At 62.6% G+C, this 26,017-nt stretch carries 17 protein-coding genes and 1 pseudogene; 13 read left to right on the plus strand and 5 right to left on the minus strand.

Annotation, left to right across the window (positions count from 1 at the left end; genetic code table 11):
- Positions 1-351 precede the first annotated feature (351 nt).
- The 5 genes from J9885_RS06960 (at position 352) to J9885_RS06980 (ending at position 9,464) form a co-directional block, all read left to right on the plus strand.
- Positions 352-3,519: an alpha-amylase family glycosyl hydrolase gene (locus J9885_RS06960; RefSeq protein ID WP_246876804.1), complete on the plus strand. Its 3,168-nt coding sequence runs from the start codon at positions 352-354 to the stop codon at positions 3,517-3,519.
- A 679-nt stretch (positions 3,520-4,198) separates the two neighbouring features.
- Positions 4,199-4,831 carry a YitT family protein gene (locus J9885_RS06965; RefSeq protein WP_043760988.1) on the plus strand — a complete coding sequence of 211 codons (633 nt, stop codon included), beginning with the start codon at positions 4,199-4,201 and terminating at the stop codon, positions 4,829-4,831.
- Between the two features lie 252 nt (positions 4,832-5,083).
- On the plus strand, positions 5,084-6,547 hold the full coding sequence (gene guaB, locus J9885_RS06970; protein ID WP_210548552.1) for an IMP dehydrogenase: 1,464 nt from the start codon (positions 5,084-5,086) through the stop codon (positions 6,545-6,547).
- A gap of 83 nt (positions 6,548-6,630) precedes the next feature.
- Complete coding sequence (gene guaA, locus J9885_RS06975; RefSeq protein WP_210548553.1) at positions 6,631-8,220, plus strand: glutamine-hydrolyzing GMP synthase; 1,590 nt, start codon at positions 6,631-6,633, stop codon at positions 8,218-8,220.
- A 662-nt stretch (positions 8,221-8,882) separates the two neighbouring features.
- The gene (locus J9885_RS06980; protein ID WP_210548554.1) at positions 8,883-9,464 is read left to right on the plus strand and encodes a GNAT family N-acetyltransferase; all 582 of its coding nucleotides are present in this window, start codon (positions 8,883-8,885) and stop codon (positions 9,462-9,464) included.
- Positions 9,465-9,723: 259 nt separating this feature from the next.
- Here J9885_RS06980 and J9885_RS06985 read toward each other — a convergent pair.
- Positions 9,724-9,950 (minus strand): annotated as a pseudogene (locus tag J9885_RS06985) (MGMT family protein); the annotation flags it as partial.
- A 112-nt stretch (positions 9,951-10,062) separates the two neighbouring features.
- Between J9885_RS06985 and J9885_RS06990 the strand changes: the two are divergent.
- Positions 10,063-11,436, plus strand: a complete 1,374-nt coding sequence (locus J9885_RS06990) for a leucine-rich repeat-containing protein kinase family protein (protein ID WP_210548555.1) — start codon at positions 10,063-10,065, stop codon at positions 11,434-11,436.
- Positions 11,437-11,596: 160 nt separating this feature from the next.
- Positions 11,597-12,244, plus strand: a complete 648-nt coding sequence (locus tag J9885_RS06995) for a thiopurine S-methyltransferase (RefSeq protein ID WP_210548556.1) — start codon at positions 11,597-11,599, stop codon at positions 12,242-12,244.
- Positions 12,245-12,553: 309 nt separating this feature from the next.
- Here the strand turns inward: J9885_RS06995 and J9885_RS07000 are convergent, their stop codons facing one another.
- Entirely contained in the window at positions 12,554-15,328 is a 2,775-nt protein-coding gene (locus J9885_RS07000) for an insulinase family protein (protein WP_210548557.1), read from the minus strand.
- Positions 15,329-15,490: 162 nt separating this feature from the next.
- Here J9885_RS07000 and sixA point away from each other — a divergent pair, with 162 nt between their 5' ends.
- The 3 genes from sixA to J9885_RS07015 all read left to right on the plus strand — a co-directional run bounded on the left by sixA (position 15,491) and on the right by J9885_RS07015 (position 17,417).
- Entirely contained in the window at positions 15,491-15,958 is a 468-nt protein-coding gene (gene sixA, locus J9885_RS07005) for a phosphohistidine phosphatase SixA (RefSeq protein ID WP_043760982.1), read from the plus strand.
- A 133-nt stretch (positions 15,959-16,091) separates the two neighbouring features.
- Positions 16,092-16,298 (plus strand): DUF1107 domain-containing protein, encoded by a 207-nt coding sequence (locus J9885_RS07010; RefSeq protein ID WP_005324080.1) that lies wholly within the window; start codon positions 16,092-16,094, stop codon positions 16,296-16,298.
- A 198-nt stretch (positions 16,299-16,496) separates the two neighbouring features.
- Positions 16,497-17,417, plus strand: coding sequence for a DMT family transporter (locus tag J9885_RS07015; RefSeq protein ID WP_043760981.1), 921 nt, complete (start codon positions 16,497-16,499; stop codon positions 17,415-17,417).
- Positions 17,418-17,466: 49 nt separating this feature from the next.
- Here J9885_RS07015 and J9885_RS07020 read toward each other — a convergent pair whose 3' ends face one another.
- Entirely contained in the window at positions 17,467-19,083 is a 1,617-nt protein-coding gene (locus tag J9885_RS07020; RefSeq protein WP_043760980.1) for a peptide ABC transporter substrate-binding protein, read from the minus strand.
- A 166-nt stretch (positions 19,084-19,249) separates the two neighbouring features.
- Here J9885_RS07020 and J9885_RS07025 point away from each other — a divergent pair, with 166 nt between their 5' ends.
- Both J9885_RS07025 and fbp read left to right on the plus strand, forming a co-directional pair.
- Positions 19,250-19,468, plus strand: a complete 219-nt coding sequence (locus J9885_RS07025) for a hypothetical protein (RefSeq protein WP_210548558.1) — start codon at positions 19,250-19,252, stop codon at positions 19,466-19,468.
- The gene (gene fbp, locus J9885_RS07030) at positions 19,456-20,490 is read left to right on the plus strand and encodes a class 1 fructose-bisphosphatase (RefSeq protein WP_043760979.1); all 1,035 of its coding nucleotides are present in this window, start codon (positions 19,456-19,458) and stop codon (positions 20,488-20,490) included. The genes J9885_RS07025 and fbp overlap by 13 nt, the downstream gene beginning before the upstream one ends.
- 75 nt (positions 20,491-20,565) lie before the next feature.
- Here the strand turns inward: fbp and mfd are convergent, their stop codons facing one another.
- Together mfd and J9885_RS07040 are read right to left on the minus strand one after the other, a co-directional pair.
- A complete protein-coding gene (mfd, locus tag J9885_RS07035; protein ID WP_210548559.1) occupies positions 20,566-24,027 on the minus strand; it encodes a transcription-repair coupling factor in 3,462 nt (1,153 codons plus the stop codon).
- A 48-nt stretch (positions 24,028-24,075) separates the two neighbouring features.
- A complete protein-coding gene (locus J9885_RS07040; protein ID WP_043760977.1) occupies positions 24,076-24,651 on the minus strand; it encodes a hypothetical protein in 576 nt (191 codons plus the stop codon).
- A 76-nt stretch (positions 24,652-24,727) separates the two neighbouring features.
- Between J9885_RS07040 and J9885_RS07045 the strand changes: the two genes are divergently transcribed.
- Positions 24,728-25,963, plus strand: coding sequence for a lipoprotein-releasing ABC transporter permease subunit (locus J9885_RS07045; RefSeq protein WP_043760976.1), 1,236 nt, complete (start codon positions 24,728-24,730; stop codon positions 25,961-25,963).
- Positions 25,964-26,017 lie beyond the last annotated feature (54 nt).

A 26,017-nucleotide genomic window follows, 5' to 3' on the forward strand; every position in this document is an offset into this window, starting at 1 on the left:
GCGGCAAGCGTCCCCGATGGCAACGGCGCCGAGCGGGGCGCTTGGCGCGGCTTCTTACCCCCGATACGGCCGCCAGGGGGGCGCCTCTCTATCCTTTGACGTTCGACCCCATGCCCAGAAATGAAAGCGCTATCAATCACATACAGCTTATTTCCTGGTCGATGGCGGTCACATTTCGCACCTTATGGCCACGAATCGACCACGGCGACTTCTAGACTGGTCGGGCTCATCTGAAGGCGGGACGTCGCGGATGGGGGAATGCCGGGGCACACCGGCATCACACACAACACAATGAAAAACAAAGGACTATCAATGGCTAGATGGATACTCGTGGCCGGAATGTTGGGGACCATGATCACGCCGCCCGGGATGGCGGCGGAGTGGTTCTTCCGGGGCACCGCGAATGGATGGGCGGCGACTGCCATGGCGTCGACCGACGGCGTCAATTTTGAAACCTGCCAGCGCTTCGTGAGCGGCGACGCCAGTGGCGGGCCGCGCTTCAAGATAGACAGGTACGGCAACTGGCAGCAGAGCTACCCGGCGGCCGACTACGGGGTCAATGCCAACACGGCGTACCAGATCCGCATCAATGCCACGACCCAGGCGCTGAGTGCGACGGCGGTCGCCAGTTGCGAGGCCTCGGGGTTTGCCAGCACGCTGCCGCAGCTCAATGTGCGCGGCACCTTCAACGGCTGGGCCAGCCTCCCCATGACCCTGGTGGGGGATCACCTGTGGCAGGCCGAGGCCTATATGGATGGCAAGGCGAGCCAGCGCCTGAAGTTCGATCAGGCCGGCGACTGGGCCATCAACTTCGGGGACAGCAACGGCGACGGCGTGCTGGAGAAAAGTGGCGGCGACATCTTCTGGAACGGCATCGGCACGGTGCGCATCCAGGTCAACGACCAGACCCGGGCCTACAGCATCACCCCACTTGGGGATGACAACCAGCCGCCGCTCGCGGTCATCACCCCGGGGGGCACGGTGAACGTGGCCCAGGGCGCGGCGCTCACCCTGAGCGGCAGTGACTCCACGGATCCCGACGGTCAGATAGCGAACTATCTGTGGAGCAGCGGCGAGACCACGGAGAGCATGGTCGTCAACACGGCACAGACCGGCACCTTCACCTATGGCCTCACGGTCACCGACGATCAGGGGGCCAAGGGCAGCAGCAGCGTGAGCGTGGTGGTGGCCGCCGGACAGACCGGCGACAGCTGGTACTTCCGCGGTACCCCCAACAACTGGGGTCTCACCCCCATGACCAGCGAGGATGGCACCACCTTCTGCACCGAGCAGGCGTTTGGCAGCAGCAACCCCCGCTTCAAGATTGACCACAAGGGAGACTGGACCGAGGCCTATCCGGCCCAGGATTACCTGGTCAGCGCCAACACCCGCTATCGCATCTGCTTCGACAGCCAGCGCAAGGCCGTTGAACTCGAGCCCCTGGCGGGTGCCGACGTGCAGGCCCCCACGGTGACTGCTACCCCGGCGCCGGGGAGCTATCTGGATGCCCAGTCCGTGGTGCTCGGGGTGAGCGACGATCAGGACGCCGCCCCCGCCGTGCATTTCACCACAGACGGCAGCCAGCCCACCACGGCGTCGGCCCGCTATGCTGGCCAGCCCCTGGTGGCGAGCGACAAGGGGAGCGGCACCGACCTGGTGATCCGCACCCTCGCGGTGGACGAGAGCGGCAACCAGCGGGAGCAGCGCTTCGAGTACGTTATTGGCGAGCAGGGGGTGGCGAGCGGCGATTTTCGCGCCGAGAGCATCTATTTCCTGCTGACCGCCCGCTTCTATGACGGCGATGCCGGCAACAACTACCATAACCGGGATCGCTACAAGGCCGGAGATCCCCAGTGGCGCGGCGACTTCAAGGGCTTGATCGCCAAGCTCGACTACATCAAGGATCTCGGCTTTACCGCCATCTGGGTGACGCCGCCGGTGGAGAACCGTTCCGGCCTCGACTACCACGGCTACCATGCCTACGACTTCTACCGGGTCGATCCCCGTCTGGAGTCGCCGGGGGCGGGTTACCGGGAGTTCATCCAGGCGGCCCACGCCAAGGGGATCAAGGTGATCCAGGACGTGGTGATCAACCACTCGAGCCAGTACGGCCTGCGCGGCAAGACCTGGATCGATCGCCTGCCCATCAAGTACTACGTGCCGACGGGGTCGAGCCAGGGGCTCATCAACAACGGCCCCTATCAGGGCAATCTCGGGGACTACGCCAGCGCCAACCGCTGTGACGACGACAACCCGGCGGCTCCCGACTGGTACAAGGCCCGTTGCCAGTCCGATCCGGCGGGCACCCAGCCCCTGGTGGACCCCAAGACCGGCGCCACCGTGCCGAGTGCAGGCTACAACCCCAACCGCTTCTTCGGCATCGACGCCCAGACCCTGGATCCCGCCTGGTATCACCTGGACGGCTTCATGTCCGGCGGTGACTGGGAGAACCCGCTCGCCCTGCAGCGCAAGCACATGGCGGGGGACTGCATCGATCTCGCTACCGGCAACCAGAACGTCAAGGACTACCTCAACGGCGCCATCCACCAGTACCTCGACATGGGGGTGGATGCGATTCGCATCGATACCTTGAAGCACATCGAGCGGGACGAACTGCTGACCTATGTCCACGACTGGCAGGCCCACAAGCCGGGGCTGTTCGTCTTTGGCGAGAACCTGGTCAAGGGCACCGGCTGGGGCTCTGAGCTGGCCAATGACAACGCCTCGGCGGTGATCCGTCCCTGGTGGTATACCCGCACCACGCCGAACCCGGCGGATCCCCGCGCGGGGGGCGATTCCGGCCTCTCGGTGCTGGACTTCTCCCTCTTCTCCACCTTCCGTGACAACGTCACCCGGGGGAACTTTGGCGGGGTAGGGGGGATCTTCGCCATGGACTGGGTCTACGGGGATGCCACCAAGCTCATCACCTTCTTCCAGAACCACGACGTGGGGCCGGACAACGACTTCAAGTACCGCTACGGCGGGGAAGAGGGCAATGCGGCCATGACCTACAACCTGCTCTGGACGGCGCGGGGCATTCCGACCCTCTACTACGGGGAGGAGGTGATGTTCCAGGCCGGCAAGCCCCAGGACATCGACGGGGCCACCATGACGGTGGATCAGACCGGCCGCGCCTACTACGGGGACGTGCTGGACAACCCGGCGACCCCGAGCCACCCGCTCTATCAGCACATCAAGCGCCTGAACCAGATCCGCAAGGCGGTGCCCGCCCTGCAAAAGGCGCCCATGAGCCAGGTGAACGAGTGGGGCAGCGGCATCAGCTTCGTGCGTGATCTCAGCGCCGAAGGCAGCTACGCCGCTGTGGGCCTCGCGGCCAACTCGGCCCAACAGATAAGCCTGAGCGGCCTGAAGAACGGCACCTACACGGACGCCGTGACCGGCGCGAGTCAGAGCGTCAGCAACGGCAGCCTGAGCTTCGCGGTGCCCGCCTACTCGGCCCGCGTCTGGGTGCTCAATGGCCCGGGCAAGGTGGGGGCTGACGGCAAATACCTCAAGTAAGGGAAGCCTGTCACAGCGTGCAACGAGTCGGCCTTCGGGCCGACTTTTTTATGGGCGGATATGGGGCACGAATGGATGGCGGAGCATGTGGCATGGATCGATGGCGTCGAGGTGCGAGGCAGGACAAGGAAGGGGAGGGGCTGGGTACAGAGTGCGCCGGGGAGACCAGCGTGCGAACCCATGTTGCACCATATTGGTTAGGTTGCACTTATGTGGTGCATTGCCTGGGCGTTGCTCTCTGGATCCCGCCCCGAAGAAACACGCCGTATCGCCCCCATGGCCCCCGCATCATGTGCACCATCCATGCTATCAAGTGGCGCCTAATCAGCATTATCTACCGGATAAACGGTTTTATTAGGTGTGAGCGAGGCATGTTATTGGGATATCAGGGTAAACATGCTGATTCGGTAGGGTTGCCGATCCCCGAGGTGGTACGATCAACCTGTTTTCAGCGTTCATTGCGGAATTTAAATTCGATTTTTAATGCTATTCCGGACTCTTGTGTTGATTGGCGCTCTTTTTGCTGTGTCTGATGATGCCCATCATGGGGGCAGCCCCGGGCTGCGGGCTGCAAGGTCGGGGGCAGGGGCGTCATGGCGAACGCGCCGCCGCCATTCCCGATAAACCGGCCTTGCTTGCAGGCAACGGATGCCACTATCAACCCTGGTTAAGGAGTCATATGGAAGGTGAAATGGTCATGTCGCCCCCCGCGCACAAGGGGCTGGCCCATACCCTCAAGGACGATGTCTACGGCATGGTGCTCGGCGTCATGTTTATCGCCGTGGGGCTCAACTTGCTCAAGTGCTCGGGGATGATCACCGGCGGCATCGCGGGCATCGCCCTGTTGCTCGCCCATGTCAGTAGCCTGCCTATCGGTGTGCTGTTCTTCCTGGTCAACCTGCCCTTCCTGCTGTTCTGCTACGTCACCATGGGGCGGGCCTTCATGGTCAAGACGCTGATCGTCAACGTCGCCCTCTCGGCGGCGACCCAGGCGGTGCCGCTGCTCCTGACGGTGAGCTATGTCCACCCCCTGTTCTCGGCCCTGGTGGGGGGGACTTTCCTCGGCATGGGGGTGCTCTCTCTGGCGCGCCACAATGCCTCCGTGGGGGGCACGGGGGTGGTGACGCTCTGGTTGCAGAAGCGCAGCGGCATCAACGCAGGAAAGAGCCAGATGGTGCTTGATGTGCTGGTGTTTGCGCTCTCTCTGCTCACCCTGCCGCTCTCTTTGCTGCTCTGGTCCACCTTAAGCGCACTCGCCATGAACGCCATGTTGATGAACTGGCACAAGCCGGGTCGCTATCAGGGGAGCTGAGGGGAAGGCGTTGTTAAAAAATGCTGCCGAGACGGGTTCGGGGCAGAAATGACCCCAAGGGCAAAAAAGATCATCTTGTCGGGAAAAACGGCATGGTTACGGCTGAATTTATTGGTTTTTTGCCCAGTTGGTGGCGTTAAATCGGGCTACGCCATAAAAAATTCAAAAAACTTCTTTACCACTGCCCAATGCATGAGTAAAATTTGTCGGCAATATTTTACACCCCCACTTCCACAACGGTGAGATATTGCCATGCTCAGGATTGCCAAAGAAGCGCTGACCTTCGACGATGTACTGTTGGTTCCAGCCCACTCCACTGTTCTCCCCAATACCGCCGACCTGCGTACCAAGCTCACGTCCGCGATCACGCTGAATATCCCGATGATCTCCGCTGCCATGGACACAGTGACCGAAGCCCGTCTGGCTATCGCACTGGCCCAGGAAGGCGGCATCGGCTTCATTCACAAGAACATGTCCATCGAGCAGCAGGCTGCCGAAGTGCGCAAGGTCAAGAAGTACGAGAGCGGCGTGGTCAGCGACCCCGTCACCGTGCGCCCTGACATGACCATCGCCCAGATCAAGGAGCTGAGCCACAAGAACGGTTTCGCCGGTTACCCCGTGGTGACTGACGGCAACCAGCTGGTGGGCATCATCACCGGTCGTGACGTGCGCTTCGTCATCGATCTCTCCCAGACCGTCGAACAGATCATGACCCAGAAAGATCGTCTGGTGACCGTGCGTGAAGGGGCTCCTCGCGAAGAGGTGGTGGCCCTGATGCAAAAGCACCGCATCGAGAAGGTGCTGGTGGTCAACGGCGACTTCAAGCTCAAGGGCATGATCACCGTGAAGGACTTCCAGAAAGCCGAGCGCAAGCCCAACGCCTGTAAAGACGAGCGTGGCCGTCTGCGTGTCGGTGCCGCCGTCGGTGCCGGTGCCGGCAACGAAGAGCGCGTCGCCGCCCTGGTGGAAGCCGGTGTGGACGTGCTGCTGATTGACTCCTCCCACGGCCACTCCCAGGGCGTGCTGGATCGCATCAAGGCGACCCGTGAAGCCTATCCTGACCTGCAAATCATCGGCGGCAACGTCGCCACTGCCGCCGGTGCCAAGGCGCTGGTGGAAGCGGGTGTCAACGCCGTCAAGGTCGGTATCGGCCCGGGCTCCATCTGTACTACCCGTATCGTGACCGGCGTGGGCGTGCCCCAGATCACCGCCATCTCCGACGCCGTGGACGCCCTGGCAGGCACCGGCGTGCCCGTGATTGCCGATGGCGGCATCCGCTTCTCCGGTGACGTGGCCAAGGCCATCGCCGCAGGTGCAAGCTGCGTCATGGTGGGTTCCATGTTCGCCGGTACCGAAGAGGCGCCGGGCGAGATCGAGCTCTATCAGGGCCGCTCCTTCAAGTCCTACCGCGGCATGGGCTCCCTGGGGGCCATGTCCAAGGGCTCCAGCGACCGCTACTTCCAGACCGACAACGCCGCCGACAAGCTGGTGCCGGAAGGGATCGAAGGGCGTGTGCCGTACAAGGGCCGCCTCAAAGAGATCATCCACCAGCAGATGGGCGGCCTGCGCTCCTCCATGGGCCTGACCGGCAGCGCGACCATCGACGACATGCGCACCAAGGCCGAGTTCGTGCGCATCTCGGGCGCCGGGATGAAAGAGTCCCACGTTCACGACGTGACCATTACCAAAGAAGCCCCCAACTACCGGATGGGCTGATGAAACGGGGCTCTGCGCCCCGTTTTTCCACCCTTTTTTATCCCGTGCTTTTTGTGACAACATCAGCCTGATGCAGGAATAAAATGACTAAAGACATTCACGCCCACCGCATCCTTATCCTGGATTTCGGTTCCCAGTACACCCAGCTCATCGCCCGTCGCGTCCGTGAAATCGGCGTCTACTGCGAGCTGTGGGCCTGGGACGTAACCGAAGAGCAGATCCGCGAGTTCAACCCGAGCGGCATCATCCTCTCCGGCGGCCCGGAGTCCGTCACCGAGGCGGGCAGCCCGCGCGCCCCCGAGTACGTGTTCAACGCCGGCGTGCCGGTGTTCGGCATCTGCTACGGCATGCAGACCATGTCCGAGCAGCTCGGCGGCAAGGTGCAGTCCTCCAACCTGCGTGAATTCGGCTATGCCCAGGTCGAAGTGCTGGGCCAGTCCGGCAAGGCCAGCGCCCTCTTGCGCAACATCGAAGACGCCATTGCCGACAACGGCAATGCCCTGCTGGATGTCTGGATGAGCCACGGCGACAAGGTCACCGAGATCCCCGACGGTTTTACCACCATCGCCCAGACCGCGACCTGCCCCCATGCCGCCATGGCCGACGAAGCCAAGCGCTTCTACGGCGTGCAGTTCCACCCGGAAGTGACCCACACCCGTCAGGGTGCCCGCATGCTGGAGCACTTCGTCAAGGACATCTGCGGCTGCGAATGCCTGTGGACCCCGGCCACCATCATCGACGACGCCGTTGCCCGCATCCGCGAGCAGGTGGGTGACGACGAGGTGATCCTGGGCCTCTCCGGCGGCGTGGACTCCTCCGTGGTCGCCATGCTGGTGCACCGCGCCATCGGCGATCGCCTGACCTGCGTCTTCGTCGATAACGGTCTGCTGCGCCTGAACGAAGGCCAGCAGGTGATGGACATGTTCGGCGATCACTTCGGCCTGAACATCATCAAGGTCGACGCCGAAGAGCGCTTCCTCTCCGCTCTCGCGGGCATCGACGAGCCGGAAGCCAAGCGCAAGACCATCGGCCGCGTCTTCGTCGAGGTGTTCGACGACGAGTCCAAGAAGCTCAAGAACGCCAAGTGGCTGGCCCAGGGCACCATCTACCCGGACGTCATCGAATCCGCTGCCAGCAAGACCGGCAAGGCTCACGTCATCAAGTCCCACCACAACGTCGGCGGCCTGCCGGAAGAGATGAAGATGGGTCTGGTGGAGCCGCTGCGCGAGCTGTTCAAGGACGAAGTGCGCCGTGTCGGCCTCGAACTCGGCCTGCCCTACGACATGCTCTACCGTCACCCCTTCCCGGGCCCGGGTCTGGGCGTGCGCGTGCTTGGCGAAGTGAAGAAAGAGTACTGCGATCTGCTGCGCAAGGCTGACGCCATCTTCATCGAAGAGCTGCGCAAGGCCGACCTCTACAACCAGGTCAGCCAGGCGTTCGCCGTCTTCCTGCCGGTGCGCTCCGTCGGCGTCATGGGCGATGGTCGCAAGTACGACTGGGTCATTGCGCTGCGCGCCGTCGAGACCATCGACTTCATGACCGCTCACTGGGCCCATCTGCCGTACGACTTCCTCGGTCACGTGTCGAACCGCATCATCAACGAGATCAACGGCATCTCCCGCGTGGTGTACGACGTCTCCGGCAAGCCGCCCGCAACCATCGAATGGGAATAAGGGTTAACCCCTCTTCCAGCGTTCACGCAAAACTGTCAAAAAGGCGCCCTTGAGGCGCCTTTTCTTTTTCCAATCGTTTGCGAGAAAATTTTGCTCCTGGCGAGGGGTTGGGGCCCTGTTGCCAACGTTGCCGTGGTGAGTGCCCGAGTCGATCGGCAGAGCCTCATCCATCGCTTCCACACAAGGCGGCAGGCTGTTGTTTATACAGACAGGGGAGGGAGAGCAAACCCTATCCGCCAGATGCGGTGTGCAATGGCGCCGAATACCAGCGGCTTCGATGCCCCATCTTGATGCGCGGTGGTAATGCGAGCCGCTGATGCGCCCCCAAGATGGGGTCATTTCTTGAGCTGGTTTGGGAAACGCCCACCTTCCGCTTTTTCTTGTCTCTCACGCTCGCTAGGATAGCAGTCTGGGTATGGCCTCTCTGGAGTCGCCGATGAACCAGAGACACTGAGTGGGTTAAAGACAGCAAACGGAAGGCTGCCGGGTGGTAACTTGGCCGTGATTCGGGGGGGACCGGCTAAAATCCCCCCCTTAACCAAATGTGGGGGCTTGGTAATGGGCGTTGCACAGCTATGGGTATTTCAATCATGCTACCAATCCAGGTCGGTGCACTCTTTTGTCGTTCAATGTTCATGGGATATCGGTTGGGGATGAATTAAGTGAAAGGATCAGAAGAGAACGTAAACATAAGTCTCCTAGAGGCTGATCCTGGCAGCCTTCCCGAGTTCAAGCTCGCCTTGCAGGATGCCTTTCGCGTGGCGGCAGAGGCAGACTTTGGACACCCACTTGAAGAGCCCATTCCTTCTGATGAAGATATTGAACAGTCATTTCACACCAAGGGGGCCGTTACATACTGGATCATGGCAGCCGAACAACGTGTTGGCGGAGCCGTGCTAGTGATAGACCAGAAGAGCGGTCGCAACTCCCTGTCATTCTTTTTCATCGCGACGAGCCAACAGAGCAAAGGCTTGGGCCTTAAAGCCTGGCATGCGATTGAACACGCGTTTCCTCTCACCAAAGTGTGGGAAACGGTGACGCCATATTTTGAGAAACGGAATATTCACTTCTACGTGAACCGATGTGGTTTCAACATTGTCGATTTCTACAACAAGTACCATCCAGACCCTCATCAGCTCTCACACCATCTTGATGGCAAAGGAGATGACGATGAGATGTTCCGGTTTGAGAAAATAATGGAAGGTGCGAGTGGTGGTAAACGCGAAAGCCAACCCGGCGATTGACCCCGCTTGTTTCGCTCTCCATGCATGCCATGGGGGGGGGGCTTATGGCATCCTACGGGCTTGGTCAATCCGATGAGTGGTGGTCTGGATAGCCATCATGTTCCGTCTCCAATTCAACTAAAGGGGCACTCTTCGCCCCGACCCATCTGACCTCCCCACTTAATATTGCCGGATGGTTATCCAGGGCCCTCAATGGCCAGCTATCTCGTGACTAGGGGGGCCCTTTTCGCCTTATCAAGTAACCCATAAAGGGCCGAATTTACTCATACCTCGCCGCCTTACAGGTGTGAATCGCCTGTTTGCGGGTCTCGCCCCAGTGATAGTCGCCGAGCTTGCCGTTTTGCTGGATGACCCTGTGGCAGGGGATCATCAAGGCGACGGGGTTGACGCCCACCGCCAGCCCCACGGCGCGGGCGGCCTTGGGATTGCCGACGGTGCTCGCCACTGGGCGTAGCTCACCACCCTGGCTGGCGGGATCTGCAACAAAACAGGGGATCTCTGGCCGCCATTCCTTATAATGCCCCTCCTTTATTGCCATCGGGCCGCTGCCCGCTGATGCCGATGGCCGTGAGCCGGCCACCCTGATAGAGACGAATTTATGCATACCCTGGAACAGCTGCGCTCCGGAGCCTTGTGCGGCGCACGCCACCTGAAACTCGCTGAAGGCCTCGCGGTTTTCCCCCCCGAGATCCTGAGCCTCAAGGAGACCCTGGAGGTGCTGGATCTCACCGGTAACCAGCTGAGCGAGTTGCCGGACGCGCTGGCCGAGTTCAGCAAACTGCGCATCATTTTCTGCTCCGAGAACCGCTTTACCGAGTTGCCCGAGGTGCTGGGGCGCTGCCCCGCGCTCACCATGGTGGGCTTCAAGGCCAACCGCATCGCGACCGTCTCGGCCGCCTCCCTGCCCGCCAGACTGCGCTGGCTCATTCTGACTGACAATGCCATCGAGCAGTTGCCCGATGAGCTGGGTCGGTGCACGGATCTCCAAAAGCTGATGCTCTCGGGCAACCGCCTGCGCGAGCTGCCCGAGAGTCTCGCTCACTGCCACCGTTTGGAGCTGCTTCGCATCGCCGCTAACCGGTTTGAGGCCTTCCCCGACTGGCTGCTGGCGCTGCCGCGCCTCAGCTGGCTGGCCTACGCGGGCAACCCCTTCAGCGACCGGCAGGAGCGCCTGCTCGAGCAGTGCGCCTCGGTGGCCGACATCCCCTGGGATGACCTGACCCTGGGCGAGTGGCTGGGGCAGGGAGCGTCCGGCATCATCCATCGCGCCGAGCTGAAGGGGCAGGCACAAGCCGAGGCGGTGGCGGTCAAGCTCTTCAAGGGAGCGGTGACCAGCGATGGGCTGCCCCGCTGCGAGCTGGCGGTGTCGCTCGCCGCCGGTCGCCATCCCCATCTGGTCGGCGTGGTGGGCAGGGTGGGGGATCACCCCTCCGGGATCCCGGCGCTGGTGATGGCGCTGATCCCCCCGGACTTTGTCAATCTGGCGGGGCCGCCGAGTCTGGACTCCTGCACCCGTGACATCTACCCGGACGGCGTGCGCTTCACCCCGGCCACGCTGCTCAACCTGGCGCAGGGGGTGGTGAGCGCCGCACGGCATCTGCACGGGCGGGGCATCCTGCACGGCGATCTCTATGCCCATAATCTGCTGCACTCTGTGCAAGGGCAAGGGAAGGTGCAAGAGCAGGCACAGAGCCGGGTGCTGCTCGGCGATTTTGGCGCCGCCTCCTGTTACGACAGAACCGATGAGGTGCTGGCCGGGCGGCTGGAACGCCTGGAGGTACGGGCCTTCGGCTGCCTGCTGGAGGAGCTGCTGGCGCGCAGCACCGACAACCACGAGGCGCTGGCGGGGCTCGGCGAGCTGGTCGGGGAGTGCCTCTGCGAGGTGCCGTCACTGCGTCCCACCTTTGCCCGCATTGCCGCGCGGCTCGACGCAGCGCAGGCCCGGCTTGTGGCCGAGCCGGTGACGGTATGACCATCCGGCCGGGAGTCACCTCTTTCAAGACTGCGGGGCCACGTCCAGGGCGCTCACGGCGTGTCTTGCAAAAAGGGTGGGGGACGGACGGCGCGGGGCTTGCACCGCCCCGGTGAAGTTGTGATAGTGATGCATCAATGCAGATGACGGGAGAAAGAGGATGGAAGCGGCGTTTTGGCATCAGAAGTGGAAAGAGAACCGGATTGGCTTTCATCAGGCAGATTTCAACCGCTGGCTGCAGTCCTGGTGGTCGGCCCAGCAGGGGGATGAACCCGTGCTGGTCCCCCTGTGCGGCAAGTCCCGCGACATGCTCTGGCTTCGGGAGCAGGGGCATCCGGTGGACGGCTTCGAGCTCTCAGAGCTCGCCGTCACCCAGTTTTTTGCCGAGAACAGCCTGAGTGCCGAGACAAGCGAGCAGGGTCCCTATCAGTGCTACCAGCACGAACACCTTCGCATCTATCAGGGGGATTTTTTCGCCGCCCCGGAGCTTGGCCGTCGCTATCGGCTGGTCTATGACAGGGCCGCCCTCATCGCCCTGCCGACGGCGATGCGCCGCCAGTATGCTGCCCTGATGAGCCGCCTCGTGGAGGCGGGGGGGCAAGTCCTGCTGGTGACTCTCGAGTACCAGCCGGAGCAACAGCTACAGCCGCCGTTTTCGGTGGGAGAGATGGAGGTGCGCACCCTGTTCGAGCGCGACTTCAGCGTGGAAGTGCTGGGGCGGGCGGCGGAGCTGGATCACCCCAGGGTGCTCGCCGGGCAGCTCTCCTATTTCGATGAAGTGGCCTATCGCCTGATCCGTCGGGGTTGAGAAGACGCCCGGCCCCAGGTTGGAGAAAGGTTGCGGGCAGGCGACCTTTTTTACCTCCTTTGACATAGATCAACGTGGGAAATCAGGGGAGTGCCTAAGATGAGGCTGTTTCTCAATCACTGCTGGTGCCGACCGATGCGCTCTGGTTTGAACCATCCGGCCGACCATCAACCCAGTGTCTGATTTTCACGCTCATGTTCACTTTTGGCGGCTCTGGTCGCAATTGTTTATGGTATTTCCAGCCGACCCCCAGGGGTCGGCTTTTTATTGCCCGGATGGCCCCGGACGGAGAGTGGACAAGGGGCCGATTCAGGCCTCGAAGGTGGCGCTGTTGAGCCTGAAGGCCCTGGGATCGTCGATGAACTGGCCGGTGATCCGCTCGTCGTGCTCGTGGCCGAGACCATAGCTGCAGAGGATCAGGCGATCCGAGGTGCGCGATCTCAGCTGGGTGATAAAGCGCACCAGGTCGGCGCGGCTCAGCCTGCCCACCTCCTCGCACACCCGCTCCCGCTGATCGAAGCCCAGATCCTTGTTGCCGATGCTGACCCAGAGCCGCTGGCCGCGGCTGCGCAGGTTGGCGTCCCGCTCGCTCAGCTGGGCCTGCAGGCCCGCCTTGCTGTCTTGCCACTGCTGCTCGGTGAACTCCAGCATGGCCAGGGGGAAGAGGTCGATGAACTCCTCCACCGCGTCCAGCAGGATCTGCGGCCCCGCCACTGGCGACTGGATATAGAAGATGAGGCCGGGATGGCGGTTGAGGGGCAGGTTGCCGGCCCCCACCACGTAACCGAGCTGCTGGCGGGTGCGCAGCTCGTGGAAGAAGGTGGAGGACATGATGTGGTTGGCCAGGGTGAAGCAGGCGAGATCCCGCGCCCGGGTGGTGCGTGACTGGTAGTAGACCAGGAGCGCCGAGTCTTCATGCTCGCATCCCTGCTCGCGAATCAGGGTGCCCCTGTCCTGAATGGAGATGAGGGGGCGGCGGGTCTCCGCACTGGGCTGGCTGCTGGTGCCGAGGTGGCGCTCCAGCAGGGATGCAAGCTCGAGGGCCTCGGCCGCCGTCCAGTCCCCGTGCACCAGGGTTTCAATGTGTACCTCGGCAAAGAGCTGGGAGACGAAGGCGGGCATCTCGCCGAGTTCGACGGTGCGCAGGTGGCGCAGCAGCTGCTCGAACGGCGGGTTGTTCGGCTGCAGCAGGCTGGTGAGCTGGTTGAACAGCTGGGAGATGGGCCGGGTCTTGGACTGGTTCTCCCAGTTGCGGATGAGCTGCTCCTTGATCTCGCTGAAGCGGGCCGGATCCGGGTACCCCAGGGTGCGGTTGCCGAGGATCATGTCGAGCAGCAGCGGCTGCTTGTCGGCAAAGCCGCTGAGGTTGATGGTAAAGCCCCCCTGATGGGCATAGATCTGGTAGCCGAGCCCGGCGAGTTCGGCCGGGTAGGTGAGGGCATTGAGGTGGTCCGTGAGCAGCTCCACCGCGAGCCGTGCCATGGCGATGTGGCGCGGACTCCTGACCGCGTGCTCGCTGTCCATGGAGATGTAGAGACTGCCCTTGGGCACGCCGAACAGATGCTCGTGCAGATGCCAGAGGCGGAACCCGGGCCGGTCGATGAGGCAGGCGGGCATGTCGGCGGCCAGTGCCGGCAGGCGGGCATCGAGACGGCTGCTGATAAAGGGGTTGGGCGCCGGCAGGTGCAGGGCGGGATCAGGCTGGCTCTGCTGCCAGCGGATCTTCTCCGCCTCCGTGATGGTCTGGACGCTGTACGGGGTCTGATACCAGCGGGCCAGGCGATCCGTGCTCACCTCCGGGGCCTGGATGGTCACCCTCAGATTGTGGGGGGTCAGCTTGGCGAGGAAGCGCCGGATGAGGGGCTCGTCAAACTCGCGCATCATGTAGTCGCCATGGAGCAGATCGTCCGGCGCATAGCTGAACAGGTTGAGCACCAGCCCCGAGGCGGTATCCAGCGCCCGGCCCCGCTCCTGGAAGCGGAAGGCGGATTCCAGCACGCTGCGCTTCTCGTCATAGCGCCAGGCCTGGACGCCATCCTGCTCGATGAGTTTCAGATAGCCGAACAGGGCGGCGATGATGTCGTCCACATGGTCAAGCCCGAGGGGCGTCAGGCCGAAGCTCACGCCAAAGTCCTTGAAGTTGGCCCCGCTGATGCCGCCGCCGGCGGCGAGCTGGTTGACCCAGCCCTTCGCTTTCAGCAGAGAGAGCAGGCTGCCTTCCCCTTCGTAGCCGATGAGGTGGCTCAGGAAGGTGAGGGGCTTCTTGTCGTACAGAGCATCCACGCTGGGCAGCGGGAAGGTCAGAGCCAGCTTGCGGGTCTCCTTGACCGGGTTGATCTGGATGCGGATGCCGAGATCATCGAGCCGGTAGAGGGGCGCCGACAGGGCCGGGGGGCCGAGGTGGCGATCCGGAATGGTGCTGAAGAAGCGATCGCACCAGGCCAGCTGGGTCTCGATGGAGGCGGGCGAAATCATGACCAGCGCCATGCGATCCGCACTGTAGTGCGTTTCGTAGAAAGCAATAAGGTCGGAGCGCAGATCCCGCCCCGGCAGATCCGCCAGGGTGTCCAGGTTGCCGACCGAGAACTTGGAGAAGGGATGGGCCGGGTTGACCGTCTCCTTGTGCACCTGATAGCTGCGGCGCACGTCATCCTGCAGCTTGAGGCGATATTCGGAGTCGACCGCGTTGCGCTCCTTGTCCACCCACTTGGGATCGAAGGTGGGGCAGATGAAGAACTGGGAGAAACGATGGAGCCCCGCTTCGAAGAAGCCGTTGTCGATGTCGAAGAAGAAGTTGGTGAACTCGGTGCCGGTCCAGGCGTTGTTGCTCCCCCCGTGGCGGCTCATGAATTGCTGATATTCGCCGGGTTTGGGATAAGTACGAGTACCTAGGAACAGCATATGCTCAAGGAAGTGGGCCATGCCCTGGCGATCGACCGGGTCATCGAAGTGACCTGTGTTGACGGCCAGGGAGGCGGCCGATTTGTCGGTCTGGGGATCGCAGATCAACAAGACCCTGAGCCGGTTTGCCAGCTCCAGATAGTGATACTGCCGATGGTCGTTGGGACTGGCATATGGGCTCATTGGGGCGTGGCTCGCGGTGAATTTATTTGAATTTAAACATGATTATCGACCCCGCTATCTCACGAGGCAAACCCTTTTCTGAGAGGTAGCGCAATTGTTTCCCCCGGCATGGCGGGGTAAGATCCCCCCGCTATTTAAACAGGCCCCCTGGGCGAGGTTGTAATGAAAATCTACATCATGCGTCATGGCCAGGCTGGCATGAACGCAAAGACTGATGAACAGCGTCCACTGACCGAACAAGGCATCGAAGAGTCCATCCATATGGCATGCTGGCTGGCTCCTCAACTCACAGGCTCCCTGAGCCTGGTGATCCACAGCAACTACCTGCGTGCCAGACAGACCTGGCAGGCCATTTCGCCCGAGCTGCCCAAGGCCCGCAAGGTCGAGGAGAGCGGCGAGATCACGCCCTATGGCGATCCGGCCTTCGTGGCGAGCTACCTCACCGCGCTGGCGGCGGAGCACGACAACATCCTCATGGTCAGCCATCTGCCGCTGGTGGGGTATCTGGTGCAGAGCCTCTGCCCGGCTGCGGGTGCGCCCATGTTTGCCACCTCCGGTCTTGCCTGCATCGAGTGGCAAGATGGCAAGGGGGCCTTGCTCTGGCTGGAAGGACCGCATACAATACGTTAAAAGTTAATAAAAAGTTACAAGATGGTTTTTTGGGGAAGAGAGAGTCGATTTTTCCGGTTTTTTATATAAATTTAACGGAATTATTGCGCATAAGCTGCTGTCATACGGATACAACTGCAAGAGGTTGCAAACGATGAGAGTATTCAAGAAGTACCTGCCACTGATGGTGGCAAAACATGTCAAAACCTTCTTCAAGGGGCGTATTTACATCCATGGCAGGGGGCGCTTCGACTTCCAGTCGGGCTTGCTGATGATGCCACTGCAAGCCGACATTCCCCATCGCCAGACGGTGCTCGAGGTCAACGAACTGATTTCGAGGCTCCATATGGACGCTGCCTGAGCCACCCTGGCTTGACCCTTTTCCCCCATCATGCCCGCCCTGTGCGGGCATGATGTTTGATGAGCCTGGGGAAGGCCGGCAGTGCCGCCTTCATCCGGGTTGACGCAACATCGCCGCCCCCGCATCAGAGTGCTTGCTTATCCCGTTTGCCTCTCTATACTCCCGCGAAATACCCGCCTCCTTTCTCTGGATATCGCGATGCCTCTGGCCTTTCTGTTTCCCTTCTCCTGCATGGCCATCTGGGCCGGCAATGGCATCGTCAGCAAGCTGGCGGTCGGCGTACTCTCTCCGGCGGCTCTGGCCTGGTCGCGCTGGATGGTGGCGGCCCTGGTGCTGACCCCGTTTCTTGCGCGCCGTGCCTGGCGGGTGCGTGGCAAACTGCGGGCCGGTTTTTCGAAGCTGGCGGCGCTGGCCCTGCTCGGTATGGTACTCAACCAGACGTTCGGCTATTACGCGGCCCAGACCCTGGGAGCGACCGAGATCGGGCTGATGATGGGGCTGACCCCGCTGATGACGGTGCTGCTCAGCATCTGGCTGCTACGCGAGCGGCCCACCTGGGGCGCCCTGCTGGGGGGCGTCATCTCCCTCATGGGGCTGGCCATCTTGCTGGGGCAGGGGGATCCGAGCCGTCTGCTGACCCAGGGCATCCACATCGGCTTCGTCTACATGCTGCTCTCGGCGGCCACCTATGCGCTCTACAGCGTGCTGCTCAAGCGTTGGGATCTGGGGCTCGACAACTGGTCCATGCTCTATGGCCAGGTGCTGTGCAGCCTCCTGTTTCTTACCCCCTTCTATCTGCTGGTGGACGGGCACTGGCCGGATGGCAGCGCCCTCTGGCTCATCCTCTATGCGGGGATCCCGACGTCGGCGCTCTCACCCTGGCTCTGGATGCAGGGTATCGCCCTGCTGGGGGCAAGCCGCACCGCCATCTTCATGAACCTGCTGCCGGTGATGACGGCGGCGCTCGCCATCACCTGGCTCGGGGAGCGGCTCACCAGCTATCACCTCATCGGCGGCGGCATGACCCTGATGGGGGTTCTGCTGGCACAGTTGCTGGTCAAGCCCGTGGTGGTGCGCCGGCGGGCCAGGCTGGCGATGGCGAGCTGTCAGGAGGATTGAGATAAAAAAGACCGCCCCGAAGGCGGTCTTTTGCTGTCCGGGGCGCGGGTTATTGCGCCGTCAGATAGAGATCCTTGGCATAAACCAGGTCTTGCGGGTTGTGATAGGGGTAGCCCTTGACGTTGGGTTTGAGCAGGCGAGATTTCACGTAGAAGTAGACCGGTGCGATGGGGGCCTCCTCGTCGATCAGCACCTCCGCTTGCTGATAGAGCCGGTTGCGTTCCGCCGGATCCTTGGCGTCATGGGCCTTGGCCAGGAGGGCGTCGTACTCCTTGTTGAACCACTTGCCGCTGTTGGCGCTGCTGCTGGAGGTCATGATGTCGAGGAAGGTGGAGGCATCGTTGTAGTCCCCGTTCCAGGAGTAGCGGCTCACCCCGAAGTCCCCTTCGTTGAGGGCCGACACCATGGTCTTCCACTCCATGTTGTTGAGCTCGGCCTTGACCCCCAGGTTGTGCTTCCACATGGAGGAGATGGCGAGCGCTATCTTCTTGTGCCCCTCGTTGGTGTTGTAGAGGATGTCCACCTCGAGCGGCTTGCCCGGGCCGTAACCCGCCTCGCCGAGCAGTGCCTTGGCCTGCTTTATCCGCTCCTCCTTGCTCATCAGCTCGCTGGCCGGACGCTTGAGTTCAAAGCCGTCGACGCTCGGCGGAGTCAGGCTGAAGGCTGAGAGTTGCCCTTGTCCCAGGATCTTCTCCGTGATGGTGTCCCGGTCGATGGCCAGGGAGAGCGCCTTGCGCACCCTGACATCGTCGAAGGGTTTGCGCTGGGTGTTGAACACGTAGTAGTAGGTGGCGAGCATGGGGGCGCTGACCAGCTCATCCGGGCTCTGGCGTTTGATCTGCTGATACTGCTCCAGAGGATAGGTGGTGTAGTGCAGCTCGCTCGCACGATAGCGGTTGTAGGCCGCGGTATCTGAGACGATCTCGAGATAGACCACCTTGTTCAGCACGGTGTGCTGGTTGTCCCAGTAGTGAGGATTGCGCTCGGCGATGAGGCGCTCGTTCGGGGTCCACTCCTTGAGGGCGAAGGCGCCGTTGGAGACAATGTTGCCGGGCTTGACCCACTCATGACCAAACTTCTCGATGGTGGCCCTGGGGGCCGGGAAGGTGGTGTAGTGGGAGAGAGTCTTCAGGAAGAAGGGAACCGGGGCCTTGAGGGTGATCTGCAGGGTGTGATCATCCAGCGCCTTGATCCCCAGGGCATCCGGGCTCTGCTTGCCCTGGATGACGTCGCCGGCGTTGAGCACGCCAGTCAGCTCGATGAACCAGGCGTAGTTGGAGGCGTTCTTGGGGTCTGCCGCCCGCTGCCAGCCATAGACATAGTCTGCCGCCGTCACCGGCTCGCCGTTGGACCATTTGGCATCGGGTCTGAGCTTGAAGGTGTAGACGGTGCCGCTGGCGTCGAGCTCGTAGCCCAGTGCCCCCGCCGCCTGCAGCTTGCCGTTGCCATCCAGAGTATAGAGCCCCTCGAACAGATCGTTGACGATGTCGCTGCCCGCACTCTCTTCGACCATCTGGGGATCGATGGAGGCGGGCTCGGTGCCGATGTTGCGGACGAAGGTTTGCTGGGCACTGGGCAGCAGCTGGGTGCCTTCAGGCACCTGGGCGGCCAGGGCAGGCAGGGAGAGCAGGGCGGTGATCGCGCCGGCAATGAGAGTCCTTTTCATTGAATATCCTTATGTTTTTTTGCTTCCAAAGCCGAGTCAGTGTGCGGGATCGATGGCGAGATCTCAAGAGGGTGCCGGCAGGGGGGACGGGAAAAGGACCGGATGGGGGTGAACGGCATCGGGTGAGGCAGGGTTGTCTTCTTGCCACGAATTAAGATGCCAAAAGATGTCGTTCGAGACCTCTTTTGGTGCCCGAAAAGTCCGCTCCATAGGGGCTTTCTGGCGATTTAAACAGCGCCTTAATTCGCTGCAAAAACAAAAAACACGCGTTACATTAGGTTACAAAACAACGCTGCCGAAGATCGGCACTTTTTTTGCCGAGATCTGCAAACGTTTTCAACGGCCAACGGAAACGATCTTAAAGGAACAAGAATGCGAAACATGATCACCATGGGCGAATTCATCGTCAAAAAGCAGGCGGACTATCCTACCGCGACTGGCGAGCTGACCTCCTTGCTCAGCTCCATTCGCCTCGCCGCCAAGGTGGTGAACCGGGAGATCAACAAGGCGGGGCTGGCGGACATTATCGGCTCCATCGGGTCCGAAAACGTGCAGGGGGAAGTGCAGCAGAAGCTGGATGTCTACGCCAATGAACGCTTCAAGGCGGCGCTGGAAGCCCGTGGCGAGGTGTGCGGCATGGCCTCCGAGGAGGAAGAGGACTTCGTCTCCTTCGATTCCGAGCTCTCCCGCCACTCCAAATACGTGGTACTGATCGACCCCCTCGACGGCTCTTCCAACATCGACGTCAACGTCTCGGTCGGAACCATCTTCTCCATCTATCGCCGGGTCAGCAAGCCGGGGGCCGGCGTCACCCTGGAAGACTTCCTGCAGCCGGGCAACCGCCAGGTGGCCGCCGGTTACGTGGTTTATGGCTCCTCCACCATGCTGGTCTACACCACCGGCTTCGGGGTCAACGGCTTCACCTACGACCCTTCCATCGGCTGCTTCTGCCTCTCCCACGAGAACATCCGCATCCCGGAAGAGGGCAAGATCTACTCCATCAACGAGGGCAACTACATCAAGTTCCCGGATGGCGTGAAGAAGTACCTGAAATATTGCCAGGAGCGTGACGAGGCGACCCACAGGCCATACACCTCCCGTTACATCGGCTCCCTGGTCTCCGACTTCCACCGCAACCTGCTCAAGGGCGGCATCTACATCTATCCGTCCGGCACCAACTCCCCGAACGGCAAGCTGCGCCTGCTCTACGAGTGCAACCCCATGGCCTTCCTGGTGGAGCAGGCGGGGGGCAAGGCCTCCGACGGTTTCGGCCGGATCATGGATATCCAGCCTACCGCCCTGCACCAGCGCACCCCCTATTTCGTGGGATCCACCAAGATGGTGGAGCGCGCCGAGGCCTTCATGCGGGAGTTCTCTGCTCACGAGGATCCGGCCAGCCAGGCGTGATCCACGGATGATAAAGCTCAGGTAAAAAAACGGGAGCCATCAAGGCTCCCGTTTTTATTTGGGCAAGCAGTCAGCTCACTGGCTGTTGCGGGCGAGATCCGCCAGCAGGCTGTCCACCAGTTTGAGGCGCATGGCCCGCTCCTGGGTCGGCACCTGGAAGCGCAGCCGGGTCGGCCCATCCATCTTGTAGATGCGCGGCTGCTCGGAGAGGAGCCTGACCAGATAGGCCGGGTTGACGCGGGTCTCCTGGGTGAAGTCCAGATAACCGCCGCGCTCGCTCATCTCCACCCGGCGAATGCCAAGGGCGGTGGCGCGCTGGCGGAAGGCAGCCAGCTCCATCAAGGTCTTGGTCGGCTCTGGCAAGAGGCCGAAGCGGTCGATGAGCTCCACTTTGAGTTCGCGCAGCTCCTGCTCGTCCGCCGCACTGGCGATGCGCTTGTACATGGAGAGCCGCATGTTGACGTCCGGGATATAGTCGTCCGGGAGCAAGGCGGGCAGGCGCAGCTCCACCTCGGTGTGCTGGCTCATGAGCTGCTCCAGCGACGGCTCCTTGCCATGTTTCAGCGCCTCCACCGCCTGCTCCAGCATCTCCATGTAGAGGGTAAAGCCCACCGACTCGATCTGTCCGCTCTGATCGTCGCCCAGCAGCTCGCCCGCGCCGCGGATCTCCAGATCGTGGGTGGCGAGCGCAAAGCCGGCGCCGAGATCTTCGAGCGACGCAATGGCCTCCAGCCGCTTGGCCGCGTCCTTGGTCATCAGCTTGGGATGGGGGGTGAGCAGGTAGGCATAGGCCTGATGGTGGGAGCGACCGACCCGGCCCCGCAGCTGGTGCAGCTGGGCCAGGCCCAGGTGATCCGCCCTGTCCATGATGATGGTGTTGGCGCTCGGCACGTCGATGCCGGTCTCGATGATGGTGGTGCACACCAGCAGGTTGAAGCGCTGGTGGTAGAAGTCCGACATCACCCGCTCGAGCTCCCGCTCGCGCATCTGGCCGTGGGCGATACCGATGCGCGCCTCCGGCACCAGCTCGGCAAGATCCGCCGCGCACTTCTCGATGCTCTCCACGTCGTTGTGCAGGTAGTAGACCTGGCCGCCACGCTTCAATTCCCGCAGCACCGCCTCGCGCACCACTGCCGGCTCGTGCTGGCGCACGAAGGTCTTGATGGCCAGGCGCTTGGCGGGCGGGGTGGCGATGATGGAGAGATCCCGCATGCCGGACATGGCCATGTTGAGGGTACGCGGAATGGGGGTCGCGGTGAGGGTGAGGATATCCACGTCGGCCCGCAGCGCCTTGATCTTCTCCTTCTGGCGCACCCCGAATCTGTGCTCCTCGTCGACGATGAGCAGCCCCAGATCCTTGAAAGTGAGATCGGCGCCGAGCAGCTTGTGGGTGCCGATGATGATGTCCACCTTGCCCTCGGCCATCTCCTTCATCACCGCGCTCTGCTCCTTGGCGGAGCGGAAGCGGCTCAGCACCTCCACCCGCACCGGCCAGTTGGCGAAACGGTCGCGGAAGTTGTCATAGTGCTGCTGGGCCAAGAGGGTGGTGGGCACCAGCACCGCCACCTGCTTGCCGCCATGCACGGCCACAAACGCCGCCCGCATCGCCACTTCGGTCTTGCCAAAGCCCACGTCGCCGCACACCAGCCGGTCCATGCTCTTGGCCTGGCACATGTCGCCGAGCACGGCGTTGATGGCGTTGAGCTGATCGTCGGTCTCCTCGAACGGGAAGCCCGCGGCAAACTGGCGATAGGCCTCCCGGTCGTGCTTGAAGGCAAAGCCGGCGCGGGCCGCGCGGTGAGCGTAGACATCGAGCAGCTCGGCCGCCACGTCGCGCACCTTCTCGGCCGCCTTGCGCCGTGCCTTGACCCAGGCCTCGCCGCCGAGCTTGTGGCTGGGCGGATTGTCGGACCCTGTGTAGCGGCTGATCAGGTGCAGGCTGGTGACCGGCACGAACAGCTTGTCGCCACCGGCATATTCCAGGGTCAAAAACTCGGTGGGCAGGCCCCCCGCGTCTATGGTTTCGAGCCCCAGATAGCGGCCGACCCCGTGATCGAGGTGCACCACCGGCTGGCCCTGGGTCAGCTCGCCCAGGTTTCGGATGACCGCATCCGAGCTCAGGTTCTTGTTCTTCTCCCGTGTGCGTCGGCTGCGGATCTTGCCGCCCAGCAGCTCGCTCTCGGTGATGAGGGCGAGGGCCTCCTGCCCCGCCTCTTGCAGCAGGAAGCCGCGCTCGAGCGGGCAGACCAGGATCCCGTGGCGCACGTTGCTCGAGAGGAAGGCCTCGAGGGAGGGGAACTCCCTGGGTTGCAGCGCGATCCGCGCGAGCAGATCGCCGAGCCCCTCGCGCCGCCCCTCGGACTCCACCGCAAACAGGGTGCGCCCGGCAAAGCCTTGCAGGAACTGGTCGAGGGCCAGCAGGGGTAGCTCCTTGCTGTGGTCGAGCTGCAGTTCGGGCAGGGGGGCGAGGGGGAGATCATGCTGGCCCGCGCCACCGTCGCCAGCCGCCTCCTGCAGGCGCACGGCGCCATAGTGGCCGAGGGCGGCGAATAGCTCCTCCACCGGCAGATAGATCTGCTGGGGGGGCAGCAGGGGCCGGGTGTTGTCCCAGCGTCTGTCTTCATAGCGCTGGCCGATGTCGTTCCAGAAGCGCTGGGCCGCGGGGTAGATCTCCCCCACGGTGAGCAGCAGGGTGTTGCCCGGCAGGTAGTCGAACAGGCTGGCGGTGTGGCTGAAGAAGAGCGGCAGATAGTACTCGATGCCGGCGGGCCAGCGCCCCTTGCTCACCTCCTGGTAGATGGAGCCCTCGGCCCGCGACAGCTCGAACTGCTCGCGGAACTGGCCGCGAAACAGCTCGATGGCCCCCTCGTCCGTGGGAAACTCCCGGGCAGGCAACAGGCTCACCGACTTGACCGGTTCGCTGGAGCGCTGGCTCTCGGGGTCGAACGGGCGGATGGAGTCCACCTCGTCGTCGAAGAAGTCGATGCGATAGGGACGGCGGCTCCCCATGGGGAAGAGATCCAGCAGGGAGCCGCGGGCGGCGAACTCGCCGTGCTCCAGCACCTGCTCCACCGCCACGTAGCCCGCCTCGGCGAGGCGACCGCGCAGCTGCTGCAGGTTGAGGCGCTGGCCGCTTTTCACCATCAGGCTGTACTTGTCGAGATAGGCCTGGGGGGCCGTGCGCAGCATCAGGGTGGAGATGGGCACGATGAGCACACCGCGGCGCATCTGCGGCAGTTTATAGAGGGTTTCGAGGCGCTGGGAGATGATGTCCTGGTGAGGGGAGAAGCTGTCGTAGGGCAGGGTCTCCCAGTCCGGGAACAGCAGCACGGGGCAATCCTGGTCAGCCAGCAGGAAACCGAGCTCCTGTTCGAGGCGCAGGGCGCTCGGGGTATCGGCAGTCACCAGCAGGACGGGTCTGTCCGCCTCCCGGGTGAGGCGGGCGGCAACCAGTGCCAGGCTGCTGCCGACCAGCTGGCCGAACGTTAACTTCTGGCCCGCTTTGGCGGGCAAGGCGGGGAGTGTCATTGGCATCATGGCATTCTTTTAAATGTTGGCGTTCAGTTGGCGTTGACGTGGGGGTGGTTAGCGTTGGCGTTCCTGGGCACGCAGCTTGAGCTGCTTCGATTGCACATGGAGGCTGGCGCGCACCAGCAGCTCCCGGTCATCCTCGCGGATCCGCACATAGTCGAGCACCACGTGAGTGCCGTGCTCCCCGGCCTCCCGCTGCTTGACCTCCCCATAGCAGTAGACGGCCGAGGCCTCTTCCCGCAGGAAGATCTTGAGCCGCACTATCTGGTGCAGTGCAGGCGGCTCCCCGTGACCCTGGCGAGGGTGCAGGTAGGTGAGTTGACCGGCGCCAAAGCGCAGGGTGTGGAAGCGATGCTCGGGGTGATCCTGGGCCGCCAGCACATAGCCCATGATCATGTCGATCTTGCGGGACTGCTGGTTGATGATCTCCACCAGATCGTGCATGGACTCGTTCTGGTTACGGATCAGCCGGCTGCTCACCAGATCGATGGAGGTGATGGCAGAGGCGATGCGAAAGGGCTCGGGCAACTCGGCCTCCAGGGCTTCCAGCGTCGGCAGATGAAAGTCGGCCGGCATGGGGATCACATTGACCGGCATGGCATGGGTGACGCTGAAGAACTGTTCCTGCATGGAGGCTATCCCTTGTTGTCATAGTCTGTTTGCCTTTATTATCCGGTATCTTATTTCGTTGGCAACGTAGATATCCTTGAAGACTGGACTTTTTCAGCCACTGTCGCTGGCCATCGGCCTGCGTTACGCAGGCTCGCGACGCAGTAACCGCTTCGTCTCCTTTATCTCCCTGTTTTCCACCTTTGGCATCGCCATCGGGGTCGCCGCCCTGATGGTGGTCATCTCGGTCATGAACGGGTTCGAGGGGCAGCTCAAGGGGCGGATCCTCGGGGTGATCCCCCATGTGGTGGTGACCAATCAGGCCGGGCGCATCGAGGCCGAGCCAGAGGGCCTGCCCGATCTGGCCCGCTTGCCCCACGTGGTGGCCACGGCCCCCATGCTCGACAGTGAAGGCATGCTGCAAAGCCCCGGCCAGCTGACCGGGGTGAACGTACAGGGGATCGATCCTGCTCGCTGGCCCAAGGATGACATCCTGCACGCCCAGATGCTGGGGGGGCGCCTGGACAGCCTGCAGCGCGGTGAATACCACATCGTGTTGGGGCAGGGGGTGGCGAGCCGGCTCAAGGTTTCCATTGGCGACCAGGTACGTCTCATCCTGACCGAAGGCACCCGCTTCACGCCGTTTGGCCGGGTCCCGGCTCAGCGCCTCTTCACCGTCTCCGGCATCTTCGGGGTCGGTGCCGACGTGGACAGCCAGGTTGCACTCATCGCCCTGGGCGATGCCCAGCGCATGCTGCGCCTGACCGATGACAAGGTGGGGGGCATTCGCCTTTGGCTGGACGATCCCTTCGCCGCCGACGAGGTGATCAAGACAGCTCTCCCCGACGGTCTGGAGTGGCAGGACTGGCGCCGCGAGCGCGGCGAGCTGTTCCAGGCGGTGGCCATGGAGAAGCGGATGATGGGGTTGATGCTGGTGCTGATCATCGCGGTCGCCACCTTCAACATCCTCTCCGCCCTGGTGATGGTGGTTACCGATAAAGAGGGGGAGGTGGCCATCCTGCGCACCATGGGCATGAGTGAATCCGGCATCGTCAAGATCTTCATGGTGCTGGGGGCGTCGAGTGGCGTCATCGGCGCCCTGTTTGGCGCTATGGCGGGGCTGGCGCTCTGCTTCGGCCTCAACCCCCTGCTCGACGCGGTGGGGCTCAACCTCTATATGGCGGCCGGTGGCGCAGGTCTGCCAGTCACTGTCGAGCCTGCCCAGGTGGTGACCATCTTGCTGGGGGCCGTGCTGCTGAGCTTCAGTGCCACCCTCTATCCGGCGGCCCGCGCTGCCCGGGTCAAACCGGCCGAGGCATTACGGTATGAGTAGTGCTGTGAATCATTCATCTTCTGTTGTGACATCCGGTGTGATTACCGGCGTAGT

It is taken from the genome of Aeromonas sp. SrichE-2G (assembly GCF_017939565.1).
GTDB lineage: Bacteria > Pseudomonadota > Gammaproteobacteria > Enterobacterales > Aeromonadaceae > Aeromonas > Aeromonas taiwanensis.

What these genes read in the sequence shown, in the direction of transcription:
- J9885_RS06960 (WP_246876804.1), top strand. Translation starts at nt 352, where the DNA reads ATGATCACGCCGCCCGGGATGGCGGCGGAGTGGTTCTTCCGGGGCACC.
- J9885_RS06965 (WP_043760988.1), top strand. Translation starts at nt 4,199, where the DNA reads ATGGAAGGTGAAATGGTCATGTCGCCCCCCGCGCACAAGGGGCTGGCC.
- guaB (WP_210548552.1), top strand. Translation starts at nt 5,084, where the DNA reads ATGCTCAGGATTGCCAAAGAAGCGCTGACCTTCGACGATGTACTGTTG.
- guaA (WP_210548553.1), top strand. Translation starts at nt 6,631, where the DNA reads ATGACTAAAGACATTCACGCCCACCGCATCCTTATCCTGGATTTCGGT.
- J9885_RS06990 (WP_210548555.1), top strand. Translation starts at nt 10,063, where the DNA reads ATGCATACCCTGGAACAGCTGCGCTCCGGAGCCTTGTGCGGCGCACGC.
- J9885_RS06995 (WP_210548556.1), top strand. Translation starts at nt 11,597, where the DNA reads ATGGAAGCGGCGTTTTGGCATCAGAAGTGGAAAGAGAACCGGATTGGC.
- J9885_RS07000 (WP_210548557.1), bottom strand. Translation starts at nt 15,328, where the DNA reads ATGAGCCCATATGCCAGTCCCAACGACCATCGGCAGTATCACTATCTG.
- sixA (WP_043760982.1), top strand. Translation starts at nt 15,491, where the DNA reads ATGAAAATCTACATCATGCGTCATGGCCAGGCTGGCATGAACGCAAAG.
- J9885_RS07010 (WP_005324080.1), top strand. Translation starts at nt 16,092, where the DNA reads ATGAGAGTATTCAAGAAGTACCTGCCACTGATGGTGGCAAAACATGTC.
- J9885_RS07015 (WP_043760981.1), top strand. Translation starts at nt 16,497, where the DNA reads ATGCCTCTGGCCTTTCTGTTTCCCTTCTCCTGCATGGCCATCTGGGCC.
- J9885_RS07020 (WP_043760980.1), bottom strand. Translation starts at nt 19,083, where the DNA reads ATGAAAAGGACTCTCATTGCCGGCGCGATCACCGCCCTGCTCTCCCTG.
- J9885_RS07025 (WP_210548558.1), top strand. Translation starts at nt 19,250, where the DNA reads ATGTCGTTCGAGACCTCTTTTGGTGCCCGAAAAGTCCGCTCCATAGGG.
- fbp (WP_043760979.1), top strand. Translation starts at nt 19,456, where the DNA reads ATGCGAAACATGATCACCATGGGCGAATTCATCGTCAAAAAGCAGGCG.
- mfd (WP_210548559.1), bottom strand. Translation starts at nt 24,027, where the DNA reads ATGATGCCAATGACACTCCCCGCCTTGCCCGCCAAAGCGGGCCAGAAG.
- J9885_RS07040 (WP_043760977.1), bottom strand. Translation starts at nt 24,651, where the DNA reads ATGCAGGAACAGTTCTTCAGCGTCACCCATGCCATGCCGGTCAATGTG.